Annotated in this window: 16 protein-coding genes; 1 reads left to right on the top strand and 15 read right to left on the bottom strand. The window is 53.0% G+C overall.

Annotation, left to right across the window (positions count from 1 at the left end):
- Nucleotides 1-52: 52 nt before the first annotated feature.
- From hflC to E0L35_RS08555, 9 genes are all read right to left on the bottom strand, one after another.
- A complete protein-coding gene (gene hflC / locus E0L35_RS08595) occupies nucleotides 53-949 on the bottom strand; it encodes a protease modulator HflC (RefSeq protein ID WP_009287760.1) in 897 nt (298 codons plus the stop codon).
- Complete coding sequence (gene hflK / locus E0L35_RS08590) at nucleotides 950-2,221, bottom strand: FtsH protease activity modulator HflK (RefSeq protein WP_138800062.1); 1,272 nt, start codon at nucleotides 2,219-2,221, stop codon at nucleotides 950-952.
- Between the two features lie 149 nt (nucleotides 2,222-2,370).
- Nucleotides 2,371-3,681, bottom strand: coding sequence for a ribosome rescue GTPase HflX (gene hflX / locus E0L35_RS08585; protein ID WP_009287759.1), 1,311 nt, complete (start codon nucleotides 3,679-3,681; stop codon nucleotides 2,371-2,373).
- A gap of 37 nt (nucleotides 3,682-3,718) precedes the next feature.
- Nucleotides 3,719-3,967, bottom strand: coding sequence for an RNA chaperone Hfq (gene hfq, locus E0L35_RS08580; RefSeq protein ID WP_007114649.1), 249 nt, complete (start codon nucleotides 3,965-3,967; stop codon nucleotides 3,719-3,721).
- A gap of 192 nt (nucleotides 3,968-4,159) precedes the next feature.
- Entirely contained in the window at nucleotides 4,160-5,098 is a 939-nt protein-coding gene (gene miaA, locus E0L35_RS08575; protein ID WP_027959066.1) for a tRNA (adenosine(37)-N6)-dimethylallyltransferase MiaA, read from the bottom strand.
- Nucleotides 5,099-5,158: 60 nt separating this feature from the next.
- The gene (gene mutL / locus E0L35_RS08570; protein WP_249362117.1) at nucleotides 5,159-7,075 is read right to left on the bottom strand and encodes a DNA mismatch repair endonuclease MutL; all 1,917 of its coding nucleotides are present in this window, start codon (nucleotides 7,073-7,075) and stop codon (nucleotides 5,159-5,161) included.
- A 9-nt stretch (nucleotides 7,076-7,084) separates the two neighbouring features.
- The gene (locus E0L35_RS08565; RefSeq protein ID WP_138800061.1) at nucleotides 7,085-8,548 is read right to left on the bottom strand and encodes an N-acetylmuramoyl-L-alanine amidase; all 1,464 of its coding nucleotides are present in this window, start codon (nucleotides 8,546-8,548) and stop codon (nucleotides 7,085-7,087) included.
- The gene (gene tsaE, locus E0L35_RS08560) at nucleotides 8,539-9,066 is read right to left on the bottom strand and encodes a tRNA (adenosine(37)-N6)-threonylcarbamoyltransferase complex ATPase subunit type 1 TsaE (protein ID WP_035539154.1); all 528 of its coding nucleotides are present in this window, start codon (nucleotides 9,064-9,066) and stop codon (nucleotides 8,539-8,541) included. Before tsaE ends, E0L35_RS08565 begins: the two co-directional genes overlap by 10 nt.
- A gap of 11 nt (nucleotides 9,067-9,077) precedes the next feature.
- Nucleotides 9,078-10,550, bottom strand: coding sequence for an NAD(P)H-hydrate dehydratase (locus tag E0L35_RS08555; protein WP_138800104.1), 1,473 nt, complete (start codon nucleotides 10,548-10,550; stop codon nucleotides 9,078-9,080).
- 136 nt (nucleotides 10,551-10,686) lie between these two features.
- Here E0L35_RS08555 and queG point away from each other — a divergent pair, with 136 nt between their 5' ends.
- Nucleotides 10,687-11,775: a tRNA epoxyqueuosine(34) reductase QueG gene (gene queG, locus E0L35_RS08550; protein ID WP_138800103.1), complete on the top strand. Its 1,089-nt coding sequence runs from the start codon at nucleotides 10,687-10,689 to the stop codon at nucleotides 11,773-11,775.
- 16 nt (nucleotides 11,776-11,791) lie between these two features.
- On the opposite strand, the gene orn is transcribed toward queG, so the two are convergent.
- The 6 genes from orn to E0L35_RS08520 form a co-directional block, all read right to left on the bottom strand.
- Nucleotides 11,792-12,397: an oligoribonuclease gene (gene orn / locus E0L35_RS08545; RefSeq protein WP_039859766.1), complete on the bottom strand. Its 606-nt coding sequence runs from the start codon at nucleotides 12,395-12,397 to the stop codon at nucleotides 11,792-11,794.
- Between the two features lie 253 nt (nucleotides 12,398-12,650).
- Nucleotides 12,651-13,625, bottom strand: coding sequence for a 2-hydroxyacid dehydrogenase (locus tag E0L35_RS08540; protein WP_138800060.1), 975 nt, complete (start codon nucleotides 13,623-13,625; stop codon nucleotides 12,651-12,653).
- A 24-nt stretch (nucleotides 13,626-13,649) separates the two neighbouring features.
- Entirely contained in the window at nucleotides 13,650-14,360 is a 711-nt protein-coding gene (locus tag E0L35_RS08535; protein ID WP_138800059.1) for a GntR family transcriptional regulator, read from the bottom strand.
- A gap of 180 nt (nucleotides 14,361-14,540) precedes the next feature.
- On the bottom strand, nucleotides 14,541-15,584 hold the full coding sequence (locus E0L35_RS08530; RefSeq protein WP_027959059.1) for an L-idonate 5-dehydrogenase: 1,044 nt from the start codon (nucleotides 15,582-15,584) through the stop codon (nucleotides 14,541-14,543).
- 9 nt (nucleotides 15,585-15,593) lie between these two features.
- A complete protein-coding gene (locus E0L35_RS08525; RefSeq protein WP_041158031.1) occupies nucleotides 15,594-16,361 on the bottom strand; it encodes an SDR family oxidoreductase in 768 nt (255 codons plus the stop codon).
- Nucleotides 16,362-16,372: 11 nt separating this feature from the next.
- Nucleotides 16,373-17,572 (bottom strand): mandelate racemase/muconate lactonizing enzyme family protein, encoded by a 1,200-nt coding sequence (locus tag E0L35_RS08520; protein ID WP_138800058.1) that lies wholly within the window; start codon nucleotides 17,570-17,572, stop codon nucleotides 16,373-16,375.
- Nucleotides 17,573-17,576 lie beyond the last annotated feature (4 nt).

Here is a 17,576-nt window from a genome sequence, read left to right as displayed (position 1 = left end):
ACCCCGCTTGGCTATCAACAAACCAAGACGAGGAGCACCGGCCAACGGCGGTTTACTCGCCGCTGTCTTCACCGCTTTCTGGTTCAGCGCTGCGCAAATAGCGGAAGAAGTCGCTACTCGGCTCCAGCACCATCAGATTGCCATCGTCGGCAAAGCTTTCGCTATAGGCATTAAGGCTACGCCAGAAAGAGTAGAACTCCTGATCCTGACCATACGCTTCAGAGAAAATCGCAGCGGCTTGGGCATCACCTTCACCGCGCAGCGTCTCGGAGCGCTCATTGGCCTGGGCAAGCAGTACTTGGCGACGACGATCCGCATTGGCGCGAATACGCTCAGCCTCTTCCTGACCCTGAGCACGCCATTCACGAGCTTCACGCTCACGCTCGGAGCGCATCCGCTCAAAAACAGCGGCTGATACGTCTTCGGGCAAATCGATGCGCTTGATACGAATATCGCGAATTGCCACCCCGAGCTCTTCACGCATCAGCTCGTCGAGTTCTGCGGTGGGGCCCGTCATCAGGTCATCACGACGCTCGGCGATAATTTCCTGAAGATTCAAGCGACCAAATTCATTACGCAGGCTCTCATCCACCCGCGGCTGAATCAGGCGAATGGCCATCAACTCATCGCCGGCAGTCGCCTCGTAGTAGCGAGTAGGATTAACCACCTGCCACTTAACATAGGAGTCAACGATAACCGCTTTCTGCTCAAGGGTCAGATAGCGGCTGGTATCGGTGTCCAGCGTCAACAAGCGCGTATCAAACTTACGAATCGTTTGCGCGATCGGCACTTTGGCATGCAAGCCAGGCTGAATATTCTCTTCAATGACTTCACCAAAGCGCAGTTTAACGGCACGCTCGGTTTCGTCTACCACGTACAGAGTGTTGCTTGCCAGCCACGCCACGGCAGCCAGACCACCAACAATCAGCAGGGATCGATTATTAATCATTTACCGGCCCTCCCTGCGGATGGAGCTACTATTGGTATTCGATGAAGAGCTGGAACTGCCCTGGGTGTTGCGTAACCGCTCAAGCACACTCGGGTCTAGCTGTTCATCGCTATTGGCGCTTCCGCTCGAAGAGTTATTTCGACTACTGCTCCCACCGCTAAGCTGATCGAGGGGCAGATACATCAGCGGCGCGTTTTCGCTTACATCCAACAGCACCTTCGGCGAATTACTAAACACTTCTTCCATTGTGTCCAGGTACATACGTTCACGCATGATATCCGGGGCATTTGTGTACTCGGAGAGTAGCGAGTTAAAGCGGTTGGCTTGACCCTGCGCTTCAGCGACTACTGACTCACGGTAACCCTGCCCCTGCTCAACAATACGCTGCGCCTGACCTTGCGCTTCCGGAATAATCGCGTTGGCGTAAGCAATACCCTGGTTGATCGTACGCTGACGATCTTCACGGGCCCGAATAACGTCATCGAAGGCGTCAATCACTGGCGCGGGCGCCGAAGTGGACTCGATGTTAATGGTCTGTAAACGAATACCAGCACCGTAGTTGTCGAGATAGGACTGTAGACGACTAGCGACCGAGCTACCCAGAATCTCACGACCCGAGGTCAGGATATCGATCATATCGGTACCGCCGACGACGTGACGTAGTGCCGAATCCAGCGCATTCTCAATCGAGATAGCAGGATCGCGTACGTTAAGCACAAAATCACGTGGATTAGCTACCTGATACTGAGCAGAAATTTCCACTTCGACAATGTTTTCGTCGCGGGTCAGCATCGACTGGGTCTGCGACAGAGAGCGCACACGGGTCACATTGACCATACGTACATCGTCAATCAGCGGCGGATTCCACTGCAGGCCTGGATCTACGATGCCCTGAAACTCACCAAACCGCAGCACAACGCCGCGCTCGGATTGATCCACGAGGTAGAAGCCCATTGCAGCCCAAATAGCCAGCGCAACAATAATCAGCAGGCCTGGCAGCGCGAAAGGGTTGCGGTTCTTATCACTACCGCCACCCCCGGTTTTCTTGCCGCCGCCTTTTTTGCCGCCACCCAACATGCTGTTGAGCTTGTCCTGAAACTTTTTCAGCGCTTCATCCAGGTCAGGTGGACCTTGGTTGTTGCCCCCTTTATTGCCATTGTTGCCGCCGCCATTATTACTGCCACGGTTTCCATCGCCGTCGTTTCCACCGCGTCGGCCGCCACTACTCCAAGGGTCGTGCTGGTTGCCACCACCAGGCTCATTCCAGGCCATACTTCGTCTCCACTAAGGTATTCGCTAACGCTAATGGCATCACACTTAGGCGGCACCACCGCGTTTTGATATTATTGCTCTATAAACCTTGTACCATTTTCATACAAAACTGCATACATGCAGCGTACTAGGATGGGTAATTAAGTCGCTTACCACTCATTGGTTTCACGCAGCGCTTCAGGTAAATAGGTGTTGGCTCGCTCGCCCAGTTGGGCCATCAACTGATTAAAGTCACGCCGCGGCAAACGCACATCAAGCACTGAATGCCCCTGCTCATCAAAGGCTTCCTCGCGAACGGCATTGAGCTCGTGCAACCCTGCCCGCAGCTTACCCTGCTCGGGAGTCAGTGTCAGCGAAAAGCCAATGACATCATTTGCCAAGCGCTCGGTCAGCGCCTCATGGAGCAGCTCAAGCCCCTGGCCCTGCTGGGCCGAAAGCCAAACCACTTCGGGCACACCATGCCCATCACGCTCTATACGTGGGGCACTATCGAGCTTATCAATTTTATTCATGACTTTGAGTACCGGCACATCATCGGCGCCGATCTCTTTGAGCACTAGCTCCACCTGCTCCACGTTTAACTCGCGGTCAGGATCTGCGGCATCGATCACGTGTACCAGCAACGACGCTTCAGAGGCTTCCTGGAGCGTCGCTTGAAACGCCTCAACCAACTTGTGCGGCAAGTGGCGAATAAAGCCCACGGTATCGGCCATCACTACCGGACCAACGTCTTCAATCTCAAGCCGCCGCAAAGTAGGGTCAAGTGTCGCAAACAGCTGGTCGGCTGCATACACCTCAGAATTGGTTAAGGCGTTAAATAGCGTTGACTTACCGGCGTTGGTGTACCCCACCAGCGATACGCTATGAATTTCCGCGCGCGCACGCGCTCGGCGATTCTGGTCGCGCTGGCTGCGCACTTTATCGAGCCGTTTGTGAATCGATTTGATCCGACCACGCAGCAGACGACGGTCAGTTTCTAACTGCGTCTCGCCTGGGCCGCGCAGGCCAATCCCACCTTTTTGCCGCTCTAGGTGTGTCCAACCACGCACGAGGCGAGTCGACATATATTCAAGCTGAGCAAGCTCTACCTGCAGCTTACCTTCATGGGTTCTTGCCCGTTGCGCAAAGATATCGAGGATCAAACCAGTACGGTCGAGCACTCGGCACTTGAGCTCTTGCTCTACATTGCGCTCTTGAGAGGGACTTAAGCTATGGTTGAAGATCACCAGCTCTGCCTCATGAGCCGCGAGCAGTGCCCGCAGCTCTTCCAACTTACCTGACCCAATAAAGGTGCGCGAGTCAGGTCGGTGGCGGCTAGCAGTGAGAAGAGTCGCAGGCTCTGCACCAGCAGAGCGTACGAGCTCTAAAAACTCACCCGGGTCTTCACGTTTTTGTTCATCATGAAAATCGACGTGAACAAGAACTGCCGTTTCACCGGCGTCTGGGCGTTCGAAAAACAATCAATACCTCGTGGACTCTCTTGCTTCTCCAGCGATGTTAAATCTCCGCATCCTGCTCTGCCGGGTCTTGCGCAGGCAAGCGTACGTTGCGAGATGGAACAACCGTGGAAATAGCGTGTTTATAAACCATCTGACTAACGGTATTGCGCAGCAGGATAACAAACTGGTCAAACGATTCGATCTGACCCTGCAGCTTAATGCCGTTGACCAAAAAGATAGAGACCGGAATGCGCTCCTTGCGCAGAATGTTCAAGTACGGGTCTTGAAGGGACTGCCCTTTGGACATGTTGCTCTCCCTAAAACTGTCGTTGGGGTTAATTATCAAATGGCGTGCCCTACTGGTGCTACGCCGCACTATTTTATTACTGCCCGAAAGGCCGAATGATGCCCGAAGAGCCTAGTGATATTCGAAAGGCTCAAACACCCAGCCAATCGAAAACACACTACCTAAATTACCAGCTTAGCGAACTATCTTACGCTAAGCACTGCTGTCACGCACGAGTTTCAACACCTGATCCAGTGCATCTGAGCGCTGTGAATCTACCCAGTTAAGTTCTGGCCAGCTTCTTAACCAGGTTAATTGTCGCTTGGCTAACTGACGAGTTGCGATCACGCCTCGCTCAACGAGGGAGGCATAATCATACTCACCTTCCAGGTACTCCCACACTTGGCGATAACCAACACTCTTCATCGCCGGTAGGCCTAAATGTAAGTCATTACGCTTTTTGAGGGCGGCGACTTCATTTATCAAGCCCTCACCCAACATTACTTCGAAACGCTGGGCAATGCGTTGATGCAGCAAGCTGCGATCACTGGGCGCCAAAGCTATCGACAACACGCGCCAGGGAAAGGTTTCCGGCTGTTGCTCCGCCCACAGCTCACTCATTGGCCGCCCACTGGCGTAGTACACCTCCAGCGCGCGCATGACGCGCTGCGGGTCATTGGGGTGAATGCGCTGGGCGGATAGCGCATCCACCTCTGCCAGGCGTTGATGTAGCGACAATAGTCCTTCGTTTTGCCACTGTGCTTCAAGCCGCTGGCGAATAGCCGGGTCGGCAGAAGGCAAGTTTGCCACCCCTTCGACCAGCCGCTTGTAGTAAAGCATAGTACCGCCGACCAGCAGGGGGACTTTGCCCGCCGCGCTGATTTGTCGCATAAGAGAAAGCGCATCTACACGAAAATCGGCCGCCGAATAGGGCTCAGCGGGATCGCGGATATCGATCAAGTGGTGAGGCGCACGGGCAAGCTCACTCGCGCTGGGTTTGGCACTGCCAATATCCATGCCGCGATATACCATGGCCGAGTCAACGCTAATCAGCTCATGCCCCAGGCGCTCGTGTAGCGCCATCGCAGCATCGGTTTTCCCAGCGGCCGTGGGGCCCATTAAAAAAATCGCCCAGGGGCGGGTATCAGCCATGCGCGGTTCCATTAGCTAAGAAAATGGTGATTACTGATTGCGCAGCTGTTGTTCAAGCATCTATTGGCCGCGCAAGAAGAGCCGATCAAGCGCTTTGAGCCCCATCTGCGTCCAGGTGGGACGACCGTGATTACATTGGTCGCTGCGCTCGGTGCGCTCCATGTCGCGCAGTAGCGCGTTCATCTCGTCGATAGTAAGCCGACGGTTGGCACGCACGCTGCCATGACAGGCCATAGTAGAGAGTAGTTCATGCACCCTAGCCTCGACTTGATGGGTAAGCCCATAGCGCGCCAGCTCTTCCAGCATCTGACGCACCAGCGCCTCAGGATCAGCCTGGGCAAGTAACGCCGGCAGTTGGCGTACCAGCAGCGTCTCTGGCCCGGCGATATCCAGCTCAATACCCAGCTTGGCAATTGCCTCTTGCTCGCTCTCTGCCGTGGCCACTTCGGCCCGGCTAGCAGCAATGGAGACAGGCACTAGCAGCGGCTGCGCATCCAACCCTTTGGCAGCGGCCAGCTGTGCCTTCATGCGCTCATAGACGATTCGCTCATGGGCGGCATGCATATCCACCAGCACCAATCCCTCAGCGTTCTGGGCCAGAATATAAATGCCGTGCAACTGCCCTAGCGCAAACCCTAGTGGTGGTGGCGCAGTGGGATCGTTATCAGGCATCGCCAGGGGCGCTTCACGCACCTCACTACCTCGCTCACTGGGAGGGCTCGGCTGAGGCGTTAACAGCGTTTCTTCGTGATTGGGGTGTAGCGCCTGATAACCCTGCATAAAGCGGCGCACGCGCTCAGCACCGGGGTGGCGATCCGGCGAGTGGGTCAGCGCAATCCCCTGCTGCTGCCAGCGGGGTTGTTCGGCACCCACTTCTGAAGCTTCGCCCTGTGGCGATGCGCCTGACGTATCAGCCACCTCGGCATTATGCTCCTCTGCACTCTCAGCGGGTTTAGCCGACGCCAGGGAGTGATGGAGGCTCGAATAGAGAAAATCGTGAACCATACGACCATCACGAAAGCGCACTTCATGCTTGGTGGGGTGGACGTTGACGTCCACAACGTCTGGATCAAGCTCCAGATAAAGCACAAAGACCGGATGACGGCCGTTAAACAGCACATCACGATAGGCCTGACGCACCGCGTGGGCGACCAAACGATCACGCACCACGCGTCCATTGACAAAAAAGTACTGTTGGTCAGCCTGTGAGCGCGAGTGGGTGGGCAAGCCAACCCAGCCGCTTAGCCGTATACCGCCCGCTTCGCGCTCGATATAGCGAGCATGCTCGATAAAATTCTTGCCCAGCAGCGAGGCAATACGCCGCTCCCGGGCCGCCGCAGAGTGACCGGCGGGCAACTGGTGAATGACTTTTTGGTTATGGCGCAATACCCAGGCGATGTCGTAGCGGGATAGCGCCTGACGGCGAAATGCCTCTTCTACATGGGCAAATTCGGTCTTTTCTGTGCGCAGAAACTTGCGCCGGGCGGGGGTATTAAAAAACAGATCGCGCACGCCAACGCTGGTACCACGGGGGTGTGGCGCAGGTGTCACCCGTGCTTCCATGCCCCGCCCTTCCGCAACCACCCGCCAGCCATGGCGGGGGTCGTCTTCGGCATTGGAGATCAGCTCCAGCCGCGAGACGGAGCTAATCGATGCCAGCGCTTCACCGCGAAAGCCTAGCGAACTAACGCCCTCTAAGTCTTCCAGGCTGCCAATCTTACTGGTGGCATGGCGGGCCAGGGCCAGCGGCAAATCCTCTTCGCCAATGCCAATCCCGTCATCGCGCACTTTGATCAGCCGCGCGCCCCCTTGCTCGATCTCTACTTCGATACGCTGGCTGCCCGCATCAATAGCGTTCTCTATCAACTCTTTGGTGACCGATGAGGGGCGCTCAACCACCTCACCGGCGGCAATCTGGTTGGCCAACCGCGGGTCGAGTACCTGTATACGCGGTGCGATAGCGGTTATATCAGTCAACACGGCACCTCATGAACGGGGAATCTGTAACACTTGGCCAACGCGAATCACGTCACCATTCAGGTCATTGGCCTGCCTCAACTGATTAACCGGCACGCCATGACGCACAGCAATCGCTGACAGGGTGTCTCCCGACTGAATACGGTACTCGTTACCCGAAGGGCGACGCTGATTATCACGCTGCCAGGCAAGCAGGCTGGCCGGCGGTGGGAAGCGCTCGAAATGCTCGCGCAAACCGCTGAAGATAGCCTGAGAAAGCCCTGATTGGTGGACTGGGTCGCGTAGCCGACGCTCTTCGTCAGGGTTAGAGATAAAGCCAACCTCGATCAACAGCGAGGGGATATCGGGAGACTTCAGTACCATAAACCCAGCCTGCTCGACCCGCGACTTATGCAGCCGGTTAATGCGGCCTAACTGCTCCAATACCTGACCACCGATCGAGAGCGAGTCATTCAGCGTGGCAGTCATGGTCAAATCCAACAACACGCCGCGCAGCACCTGGTCTTTATCACGCAAGGAGAGACTGCCATCGACACCGCCGATAAGGTCGGAGCGGTTCTCACTATCCGCCAGCCACTGGGCGGTTTCCGAGGTGGCGCCGCGCTGAGAAAGCGCATAGACCGAGCTCCCTTGGGGTCTTGGGCTGGTGAAAGCATCGGCGTGTATCGAAACAAAAAAGTCGGCTTTCTGCTCACGTGCCAGTGCGGTACGCTGACGCAACCCTATATAGTAGTCACCATCCCGCACCAGCACGGCTTTAAAGCCCTCAGTACCGTTCACTTCAACGGCTAGGCGACGGGCAATTTCCAGCACTACGTCCTTTTCCCGTGTGCCTGAAGGGCCAATCGCCCCTGGGTCTTCACCACCATGACCGGCGTCGACGGCAATAATAATATCGCGCCTTGGGTGCGGCTTGGCTTCCTGCACTTCTGTCGGCGCTGCCTCGCTAGGCGGCGCCACGCTGTCCGACAGCTGGCCTTGAGTAGATGCCCGCTGGGCCTGAATTTCCTGGTCCCGAATCATCGCCTCAATGGGGTCAATCGGATTCTCGACGGCACTCTCACCAGGATATTCGAGATCAACGACCAGTCGGTGACCGTACTGGTCGTTAGGTGTCAGGGTAAAATGGCGTGGCTCAATTTCTCGATTGAGTTCAAGCACTACCCGCAGGCCCCCACCCTCCCGCACGCCGGTACGCACCGAGGTAATTGCACTGTCGTGCAAAGGCAGCGTACTGGGGTCGGTATCCATTTGGGTATCATCTAAATCAATCACCAACCGCGCCGGGTTCTCCAGCGAAAATACGTTGGCATTAGTCGCAGCGGAGAGATCAAACACCAGCCGGGCATGATCTGGCGCCGCCCAAAGCCGCATGCTCTCTACGCTGGACGCTTGTACATCAACCGCCGCCAGGGCAAAAAAACCGGCGGCTAATAAACGATATACGCCTGCCGCTATGCCCTTCATTTCCATTGAATCACACCGTTCTCCAACTGGTCGGAACCTTCTTTACTGACTGCACTTACCTTGCTACTTACCTTACTTCGCAATAATTCAAGCATACGCTGACCGTTATCACTACCCGCAGCTAATGAGACTAAACGCCCTTGCGCCACTACTTCCAAGGTTAGGCGCAGGTCAGGCGCTGGCAACCACCCTTCACCGCGGCTGGGCCACTCAATAATGGTGACTGCATCGTCGGCCAGCACGTCTCGACCACCAATAAACTCAAGCTCTTCTGGATCCGCTAAGCGGTATAAATCCAGATGATAAACCCGCTGATCGTTCAACTCATAAGGCTCTACCAAGGTGTAAGTGGGGCTTTTAACCGCCCCTTGATGGCCGTAAGCCCGCAGGATGCCACGCGTTAACGTGGTTTTACCGGCACCTAGCTCACCCTCTAGATAGACGAGCCCGCGTCCTTGCAATACGTGCCCGAGAGTTTCGCCAAAAGCGACCTGGGCCTCTTCGTTGTCTAATTGCACCTGCATGTGGGCTGCCTTCACGGATTAATCAATTTTCGCGCATAGGATGCCAGATCGCTGGCCAGCAGGCCACGCTCGCCTTCTTCCGCTGCCGCGCGATCGGCCGCTAACGCATGCACCATGGCACCTAGCCAGACACTAAACTCCACCTCGCCCCGCTGAGCAACCAACGCCCCCAGCATGCCGCTGAGCACATCGCCCATGCCGCCGCTGGCCATACCGGGGTTCCCGTAAGGGCACACCACCAAACCGCTAGGCCCAGCAATTAAACTGCCCGCGCCTTTTAAAATCACCACACCACCCCGAGCGCGTTGCAGTGCCTGGGCAGCAGCGGGCCGGTCGGATTGGATATCGGCAACGGAACAGTTCAATAGTCGCGCGGCCTCACCGGGGTGTGGAGTCAAAATCCAGTTATCACGGCGAACCTCCGGCCACTGGCGCGCCAGGAGGTTAAGCCCGTCGGCATCTACCACCAGCGGCTTATCTGCCTGCAGCGCACTCTGCAGCACCGCCTGCCCCCAGGCAGCTTGGCCAAGCCCTGGCCCGACCACCACAACGTCAGCGTTACTGGGCAGTTCAGCGGCCTCAGCGCCACCGCGTACGCCATGAGCCATCACCTCCGAGCAACGCACCAAACTGGCGGCAATATGTTCTGGGGCAGTCGCCAAGCTTACTTTACCCGCCCCTAAGCGGGCAGCAGCCTGACAGGCCAGCAGCGCGGCACCTCCGAAACCAGGGGCGCCGCCCATGATCAGCACATGGCCCATGTCGCCTTTATGGCTGGTACGCAGGCGTGGTGCAAAAGCCTCTGCCAGCAGCGAATCATCCAGCCGCCAAGCCGTGGGGGGAATATCGAAATAGGCCTGGGCTTTGACACCCAGGGGTCGAAAGTCGATCTCGCCAGTATAGGCAGGGGCATCACCTGTATGTAATCCAACCTTATCGCCAATAAAGGTCACCGTGCAGGAGGCCTTCACAGCAATACCCGGTACCGCACCGGTGTCGGCAACCAATCCAGAGGGAATATCAATCGCCAGGACTGGCTGCTTTGCAGCGTTGATCGTTTCAATAGCACGCTTGAAGCGCCCCTCTACTTCACCGGTCAACCCGGTACCCAGCAATGCATCAACAATCACTTCGCCGGTGAGCTCAATCCCAGCGTGCCACTCCTCGCAGCCCACGCCCGCGGATGTTGCTAATTCTGCGGCACGGGCCGCGTCGCCGCTGAGCTCTTCAACGGACTTAAGGGTTATCCGCTGCACTTTGAGGCCCGACTGCATGGCTAGCGCTGCCAGCACGTGACCATCGCCACCGTTGTTGCCACTCCCACATAGCACGGTGATACTACGTGCTTGTGGCCAGCGGGAGCGGAAGCTGTGCCAGGCGCTTGAGGCGGCGCGCTGCATCAATGCAAAGCCATCGATACCCCCGGCGATCGTGCGCCGATCGAGTTCCTGAACCTGGGCGGCTTTATAGAGGGGGCGTAGCATGGAAGTATTCGGGACTGTCACGATCGCTCCTTTCACATGTTTTGATGGCTGCCAATGCGTTAGCATAGCGCGCTTAATGCCTTGCTGTTGATTGACTATGTCGAATTCCACTGCCTTTGCACGTTCTGATGGTGCAATGACTGATCAGAAACTTGCTCGCCTTGCCGACCTGATTAAAACCTGGGGGCGAGAGCTGGGTTTTCAGCAGGTGGGCATCACCGATACTGAACTGTCGGCTCATGAAGACCACCTCGACGCGTGGCTGGAAAAAGGCTACCACGGCGAAATGGGCTTTATGGCCAAGCATGGCACCAAGCGCACTCGCCCAGAGGAACTGGAACCCGGCACTCAACGCATTATCAGCGTGCGTATGGATTACCTGCCCGCCGAAGTGGAGAGCACCAAGGTGCTCGGTCAGCCCAACCGCGCCTATGTATCGCGCTACGCCCTTGGCCGTGATTATCACAAGCTAATCCGCAAACGGTTAGCCCTATTAGCAAAAAAAATTGAGCAGGAAGTCGGCAGCTTCGGTTACCGCGCTTTTGTCGACTCAGCGCCGGTGATGGAACGCGCCCTGGCTCAAAAAGCGGGGCTCGGCTGGTTTGGCAAAAACGCCATGCTGCTCAACCCCAAGGCGGGTTCGCTGTTTTTTGTTGGCGAACTCTATACTGACCTTCCATTGCCCATTGACGCACCGTTTGAGCACGAACACTGCGGTAGCTGTAACGCGTGCAAAGTGGCCTGCCCCACCGGTGCCATTGTTGACGATAAAGTGGTCGACTCGCGCAAGTGCATTTCGTATCTCACTATTGAGTTGCACGGGGCGATTCCAGTCGAGTTTCGTCGCGCCATGGGCAACCGTATTTACGGCTGCGATGACTGCCAATTGGTATGCCCTTTTACGCGTTTTACCCATATTACCCAGGAAGATGACTTTGCGCCGCGCCATGACCTGGATCGCGCATCGCTTATTAGCCTGTTTGGCTGGGGCGAAGCGGAGTTTCTGGATAAAACCGCTGGCAGCCCCATTCGGCGCATTGGCTACCAGCGCTGGCTGCGCAATATCGCCATTGGCCTGGGCAACGCGCCCTGGAGCGAGGCCATTGAAGCCGCGCTATGGGCACGCAGAGCCTACCCAAGCTCGCTGGTGCGTGAACACGTCGCCTGGGCGCTTGAGGAGCAGCGCCTTAAACGCAGTGAGCGCATTGCCACTGACGCGTCTTAAGCGCTACTCTTCTTAGCTATTCTTCTTCGTCGCTGCGCTGATCAACGCGTAAAAATGTATTGCGGTAGTGGGCCAGCTCGGCAATCGACTCTTTAATATCGTCCATGGCCAAGTGCACATTCTGTTTACTAAAGCCCGCCAGCGCACCGGGATTCCAGCGTTTGGCCACTTCTTTTATGGTAGACACATCAAGATTGCGGTAGTGGAAAAAGTTGAGCAACGCAGGCATTTCACGCTCGAGAAAACGACGATCCTGATGGATGCTGTTGCCACACATGGGCGACGAACCTGCCACTGCGTACTGCTGCAAAAACGCCAGGGTTTGCTGCTCAGCTTCAGCGGTTTCCACTTGGCTTGCCTTCACGCGTGCGACTAAGCCTGATTCGCCGTGGGTTTTCTGGTTCCAGTCATCCATCTGCGCCAGCAGACTATCGGGCTGCTTCACCGCAATAACCGGCCCCTCGGCGACCACATTCAAATCCGCATCTGTAATGAGCGTGGCTACTTCAATGATGCGCTCTTTATTAGGATCGAGACCGGTCATCTCTAGATCAATCCACACCAGCAGATCATTCCGCGGCGCTGTTTTTCCTTCTGTTGCACCCGTCGTATCGTTGCTCATTACCGTTATCCTTTTGCCTAAATGGCTATTCAAATCATGCCATTGTGCCTTAAATTTACGCTTACAGTTAAACAAGGGCCTGTGGACGTTTCAGCGTGAATCACGACGAAACGTCCACAGGCCCTATAAATTCTCGCACTTTAACACGAGGGGAAACAGTTCTGCATCTGCCGCTGAAGCTATATCATCAGCAAACTATGCCGTTTTAATTATGGGTAAAGATTCACAAGCAGATCTCTGATTTAATTGGCATTTAAGTAGAAACAATGTTCACAAGATCGCCGTCACCCTTGGAAAGTTTATTAATATTGCGTGCCATCATTAACTGGCGGCGCTTTACCGTACCGTGTGTCCATCCTGACATGTGCGGGGTCATAATCACGTTGTCTAATTCATGGAAAGGAAGAGAAGCGGGTAAAGGGTTAGACTCTGAGCCTGCTGGATAGACATACCAAGTATCTATGACCGCGCTAGCAATTCTCGACTCATTTAGGGCATCAAATAACGCTTTCTCATCAACCACGCGGCCACGACCAACATTGACAAAAACAGCGCTCCTTTTCATATCTTTAAACTCTTTTTGACCAATAAAACCTTCAGTATCTTTAGACAGCGGAAGCGTATTAACGACAATATCGACATCTTTCAACATAGAAGATAGATCATCAAAAGCATAATATTTTTTTATTTGGTTAGACGCTTCAACTATGCTCCTATTTGCTATTGAAACATCCATTCCAAAAGCATGAGCTCGACTTGCCAATTCTTTCCCAATATGTCCAAAACCGATGATACCTATGGATTCAGAAGATAGCTCAGTGCGTAGGCCTGATGCACCACCAGCCCAATACTCCCAGTCACCATGTCTTAATTTTTTATCAGCATCCGCTAGAGGAACATGTCTCAGCAGCAGAGCTGATATAATATACTCAACGATGGCTTGCTCATGGCCAAAACAATTACAGACCGTTGTTGTGCTTGGAAGCAGAGAGAGGTCTAAACCGTCATAACCAGCGCCTGGGACATGAAACAACTTTGTTTTTGTTAAAGTAGGTAGCGATGAATCATGTTTGACACCAACAATGACATCGGCACCGGCATAGCAAGCAATATCTTCTTCGGATTCGAGCGTATCTGGCAACAGTTTTATGGTGTGATCGTCCTCAAGAAGGGATTCAAAATTGCTAAAAAATGTTTGTGCATTTTTGCCATGAAAGACTATGTCCATGGAAGCTCCAGTATTGTTATTAAATTAAGGTTGTTTAAATTCCATTCTTACATCAAAGACACTAGGAGGTAATTCATCGCTTAAAACCGGCAACATATCTTTCACAAAGTCAATAAGCTTATCAGATGCCAGTGCGGCTTGTTCTGGCTTACCGGAAAGTATGGCATCCAGGACAGCGATATGACCTTCCACGGTACTATCAAGACTTTCCCCACCGGCAGTATAGGAATGATAAACCCAACCAATTCTTCGAAAAATAGTATGCAGAGGTCTAAGCGTATACTGTAGAAAAGGCTCACCGCACGCGGAAAGCACCATTTGGTCTATTTTGCTATCATAAGCATTGAATTCAGAGATAATTAAAGACTCACTTGTTTTTAACAAGTTAGCTATGTGGCGAAACTGACTTCTTTGCGCGTCGCTTGCCCTTTGGCTAGCCAGCGATATAACAAACCTTTCAAGGTCTCGACGTAAGTCAAGCAGTAATGAAGCACGAGACAAGTCTATTGGTGAAATCTGGACACCTTGTCGCGGATGAATAATCATTAACGTATCAGCAGCCAAACGAGTTGTCGCCTGATACACCGGCATTCGATTAAAGCCTGTCATCGTTTGTAAGTCTTGAATCCTAAGATGGCTGCCTGGCTTTAGCTCGCAGGTGACAATGAGTTCTTCAAGCTTATCATAGGCGAGATCAAGCAGGTTCTGACCCGCATTACTAGTTTTATTGCTCATATCTATTCAGCCATTGTTATCGGACAAAACTTGCCTATTTTTCCATGCATAAGCTCGCCAAATAAAATATTATGCTTGGTAAATAAATAAAAATACTCATCGCACCTTTCATAGCAAACATAAATTTAACATTCAATCAACCTCTATCAAAAAAGCACAAAAAATTACCATGTAAAAAACTCATTTTCCGTCAAAATCAAGCTGAACTTTCATGGATTTTTCACGCAGAGAAGCTAGATCGAAAGCAGACTTTGCCTCTCCAAAAGGTATAACTGAAGATACGAAAGGTTTTAAATCAACCACCTTTCTATCAATAAGATCAGCTGCCTGGGAAAATTCCTCGTCAAAGCGGAAGCTCCCCATCATCTTAACCTCTTTAGCAACCGCTAAATTTAAGGGAAATGGAATCTCACCACCTAAACCGACCAAAATAATAATACCGCCGGGCTTAATAATCTCTAATGCCGACGCAAGTGCTTTGGGGCTACCCGAGCATTCAAAGATAACATCTTGGCTACCCTTCCCGTGAGCAAGGGAGGTCAACGCATCTGGTTGGCTATTGAGATTAACACTACGATGCGCACCTAATTGAGCCGCAATCGCTAAAGGAGCATCAGAAAGATCTGTCGCGGTAATATATTGAGCCCCAGCACGAGCAGCAGAAAGTACCGTTAAGCAGCCAATCGGCCCGCATCCCGAGACTAATACGTTACTCCCGACCAAAGAGCCTGCTTGGCGTACAGCATGGAGGCAAACGGCTAAAGGCTCTGCGCAAGCAGCATATGTCAGGTCAGTATCGGGTTGTAGCGGGTAGAGTTGTTGGGCTGGAATCGTGACATTTTGGCGAAACAACCCCTGTTGATGAGGAAAACGCATGGCACTTCCAAAAAAACGCATGTCTTCGCATTGGTTTCGTTGGCCATTTTGACAGTACTGGCATGTGCCACAAGGCATAGAAGGATTCACAGCCACCTTATCGCCCACTTTCAAATGTGAAACACCTATGCCAAGTTCCGCGACAACACCAGCTACTTCATGCCCTAGAACCATAGGCTCTTGCAACCTTACCGCACCAAAACCGCCGTTATGGAAGTAATGAAGGTCAGAGCCGCAAATACCACCTTTACTAATCGTTATTTTTGCTTCACCTGAACCAGGCGGATGCGCTTCTTGATGCTCTTCGACGCGCAAGTCACCGGGGGAGTGTATAACTATTGTTTGCATAAAGGCCCCCTATAGCACTGATATCATGCCGCCATCAGCATAAATTATTTGTCCATTAACATAGGCTGAAGCAGCGGAGCTAAGGTAAATGGCTGTTCCTGCGAGTTCCTCAGGCTTTCCCCAACGACGGGCAGGTGTTCGGCTTTTTACCCATGCATCAAAATCTGGGTTTGAGGTTAGGGCTTCATTCATATCAGTCAACATATAACCAGGCCCAATGGCGTTAGCCTGGATACCATGCTCTCCCCACTCAGCAGCCATGGCTTTAGTCAGCATTTTAACGCCGCCCTTGGCTACCGTGTAGGGAGCAACCGTTGCCCGGGCTAGCTCACTGGTTAGGGAACCTATATTAATTATCTTGCCGTAACCACGCTCAATCATTCTTTTTGCCGCTTCTCTGCCGACAACAAAAGCTGAGGTTAAATTAGTATCTATTACACGGTGCCAATCGGATGTTTCAAGCTCAACCATCGGCTTTCTAAACTGCACTCCGGCATTATTAATCAAAATGTCAATATTGATACCAGCTTTATCGAATTTAGCGAAGGCTGATTTAACCTCGCTTTCATCGGTGACATCAAAAGCAGCGATTTCGACATGATAGCCACTCTGAGTCATCTCTCTTTCAGCAACTTCTAGTCGCTCTCGGTTCATTCCGTTAAGGATGATCGAAGCTCCAGCACTGGCAAGCCCCTCGGCAAAAGCGCGACCCAAGCCCCGTGAAGAGCCGGTAATGAGAGCGGTTTTGCCTGTTAAATCAAAAAGATTCGTTGCCATGGGTATCTCCTTTAAAGTGACGTTTTTCTCACGCTCAAATCGGAGCGTTTAAAGAAAGTGGGCAGAAGCTCAACGCCAAGCCCTGGCCCCTCCATGGGGTATACAAAGCCATTCTCGATTTTGGGTACAACCGTTACCAACTCGGTGTACCAGCCTCGATAAAAAGCTCTTACGCTCTCCTGAATGAGCGTGTTTGGCTGACTAAACGACATATGAATGGCGGCCACAAATCCAACCGGGCCAATACAGTCATGAGGAGCAAAAGGGCGATGCCAGGTTTCGGCAAGGGAGGCTATTTTGCGCCCTTCTGTTAACCCCCCAGTCCAGCAGAGATCGACCATAACCACATGGGTTGCGTCACGATCCAGCATGTCTTTATAGGGCCAACGAGAACCAAGCGTTTCACTGGCACACGTCCAAACAGAGGTAGAAGCGGCAAACTCAGCAAGTGCTTGCGGTGAGTTCATTCGGATGGGGTCTTCATACCAAGTGGGATTAAATTGCTCCAATTCCTTAGCAATATTTTTTGCAGTAGGTAAATTCCACTGAGAATGGAACTCAACCATAATGTCCATATCATCGCCAACGGCCTTACGTATTTCTTCGAAGGGCTTTATGGCTTTTTTCATTTGCGGTGAGGTGATGTACTGGCCACGCGTTTCAGCAGCAATAGGGTCAAATGGCCAGATTTTCATTGCCGTAATACCCGACTCCAGGAGATTTTCAGCTAACTGCGCTGGGCGGTTCATAAAGCCGTCCAGATCCTCATAAGGCCCCTCTGAGGCACCTATATTCCAATTTGAAACCGGCTTGATATTGTTGGTTCGAACGTAACGATAACCTGCGCAAGTGTTATATATACGAATTTTCTCCCAACAAAGCCCCCCTAACATTTGGTGGACTGGCTGGTTACATACTTTACCAAAGATATCCCAGAGAGCTATGTCGATAGCAGAGGCTGCGCGGTATTCAGCGCCTGTTGAAGACTGTGCCATGGGGAGTGATACCATCTCTTTGTGCAAAGCCTCAATATGAAGAGGATCTTTGCCCAACAACCGCTCGGAAAGTGTTTCGTGTATATGGGCCTCTACAGCCCCAGCACCATAAAATGTTTCACCTAAACCGACGATACCTGCATCCGTTTCAACGTGCACCCAAAGCACATTGGAAAATTCTTTTAGTCGATATGTTTTTATCGCTGTTATTTTCATTTTT

Source organism: Halomonas sp. ATBC28 (assembly GCF_005937175.1).
Classification (GTDB): domain Bacteria; phylum Pseudomonadota; class Gammaproteobacteria; order Pseudomonadales; family Halomonadaceae; genus Vreelandella; species Vreelandella titanicae.
Note: the sequence above shows the minus strand (reverse complement) of the source record. Positions and strands in the feature narration are given on the sequence as shown.

Coding starts and splice junctions, on each gene's coding strand:
- hflC (WP_009287760.1), bottom strand. CDS start 949: ATGATTAATAATCGATCCCTGCTGATTGTTGGTGGTCTGGCTGCCGTG.
- hflK (WP_138800062.1), bottom strand. CDS start 2,221: ATGGCCTGGAATGAGCCTGGTGGTGGCAACCAGCACGACCCTTGGAGT.
- hfq (WP_007114649.1), bottom strand. CDS start 3,967: ATGTCCAAAGGGCAGTCCCTTCAAGACCCGTACTTGAACATTCTGCGC.
- miaA (WP_027959066.1), bottom strand. CDS start 5,098: ATGGCTGATACCCGCCCCTGGGCGATTTTTTTAATGGGCCCCACGGCC.
- E0L35_RS08565 (WP_138800061.1), bottom strand. CDS start 8,548: ATGGAAATGAAGGGCATAGCGGCAGGCGTATATCGTTTATTAGCCGCC.
- tsaE (WP_035539154.1), bottom strand. CDS start 9,066: ATGCAGGTGCAATTAGACAACGAAGAGGCCCAGGTCGCTTTTGGCGAA.
- E0L35_RS08555 (WP_138800104.1), bottom strand. CDS start 10,550: ATGCTACGCCCCCTCTATAAAGCCGCCCAGGTTCAGGAACTCGATCGG.
- queG (WP_138800103.1), top strand. CDS start 10,687: ATGACTGATCAGAAACTTGCTCGCCTTGCCGACCTGATTAAAACCTGG.
- orn (WP_039859766.1), bottom strand. CDS start 12,397: ATGAGCAACGATACGACGGGTGCAACAGAAGGAAAAACAGCGCCGCGG.
- E0L35_RS08540 (WP_138800060.1), bottom strand. CDS start 13,625: ATGGACATAGTCTTTCATGGCAAAAATGCACAAACATTTTTTAGCAAT.
- E0L35_RS08535 (WP_138800059.1), bottom strand. CDS start 14,360: ATGAGCAATAAAACTAGTAATGCGGGTCAGAACCTGCTTGATCTCGCC.
- E0L35_RS08530 (WP_027959059.1), bottom strand. CDS start 15,584: ATGCAAACAATAGTTATACACTCCCCCGGTGACTTGCGCGTCGAAGAG.
- E0L35_RS08525 (WP_041158031.1), bottom strand. CDS start 16,361: ATGGCAACGAATCTTTTTGATTTAACAGGCAAAACCGCTCTCATTACC.
- E0L35_RS08520 (WP_138800058.1), bottom strand. CDS start 17,572: ATGAAAATAACAGCGATAAAAACATATCGACTAAAAGAATTTTCCAAT.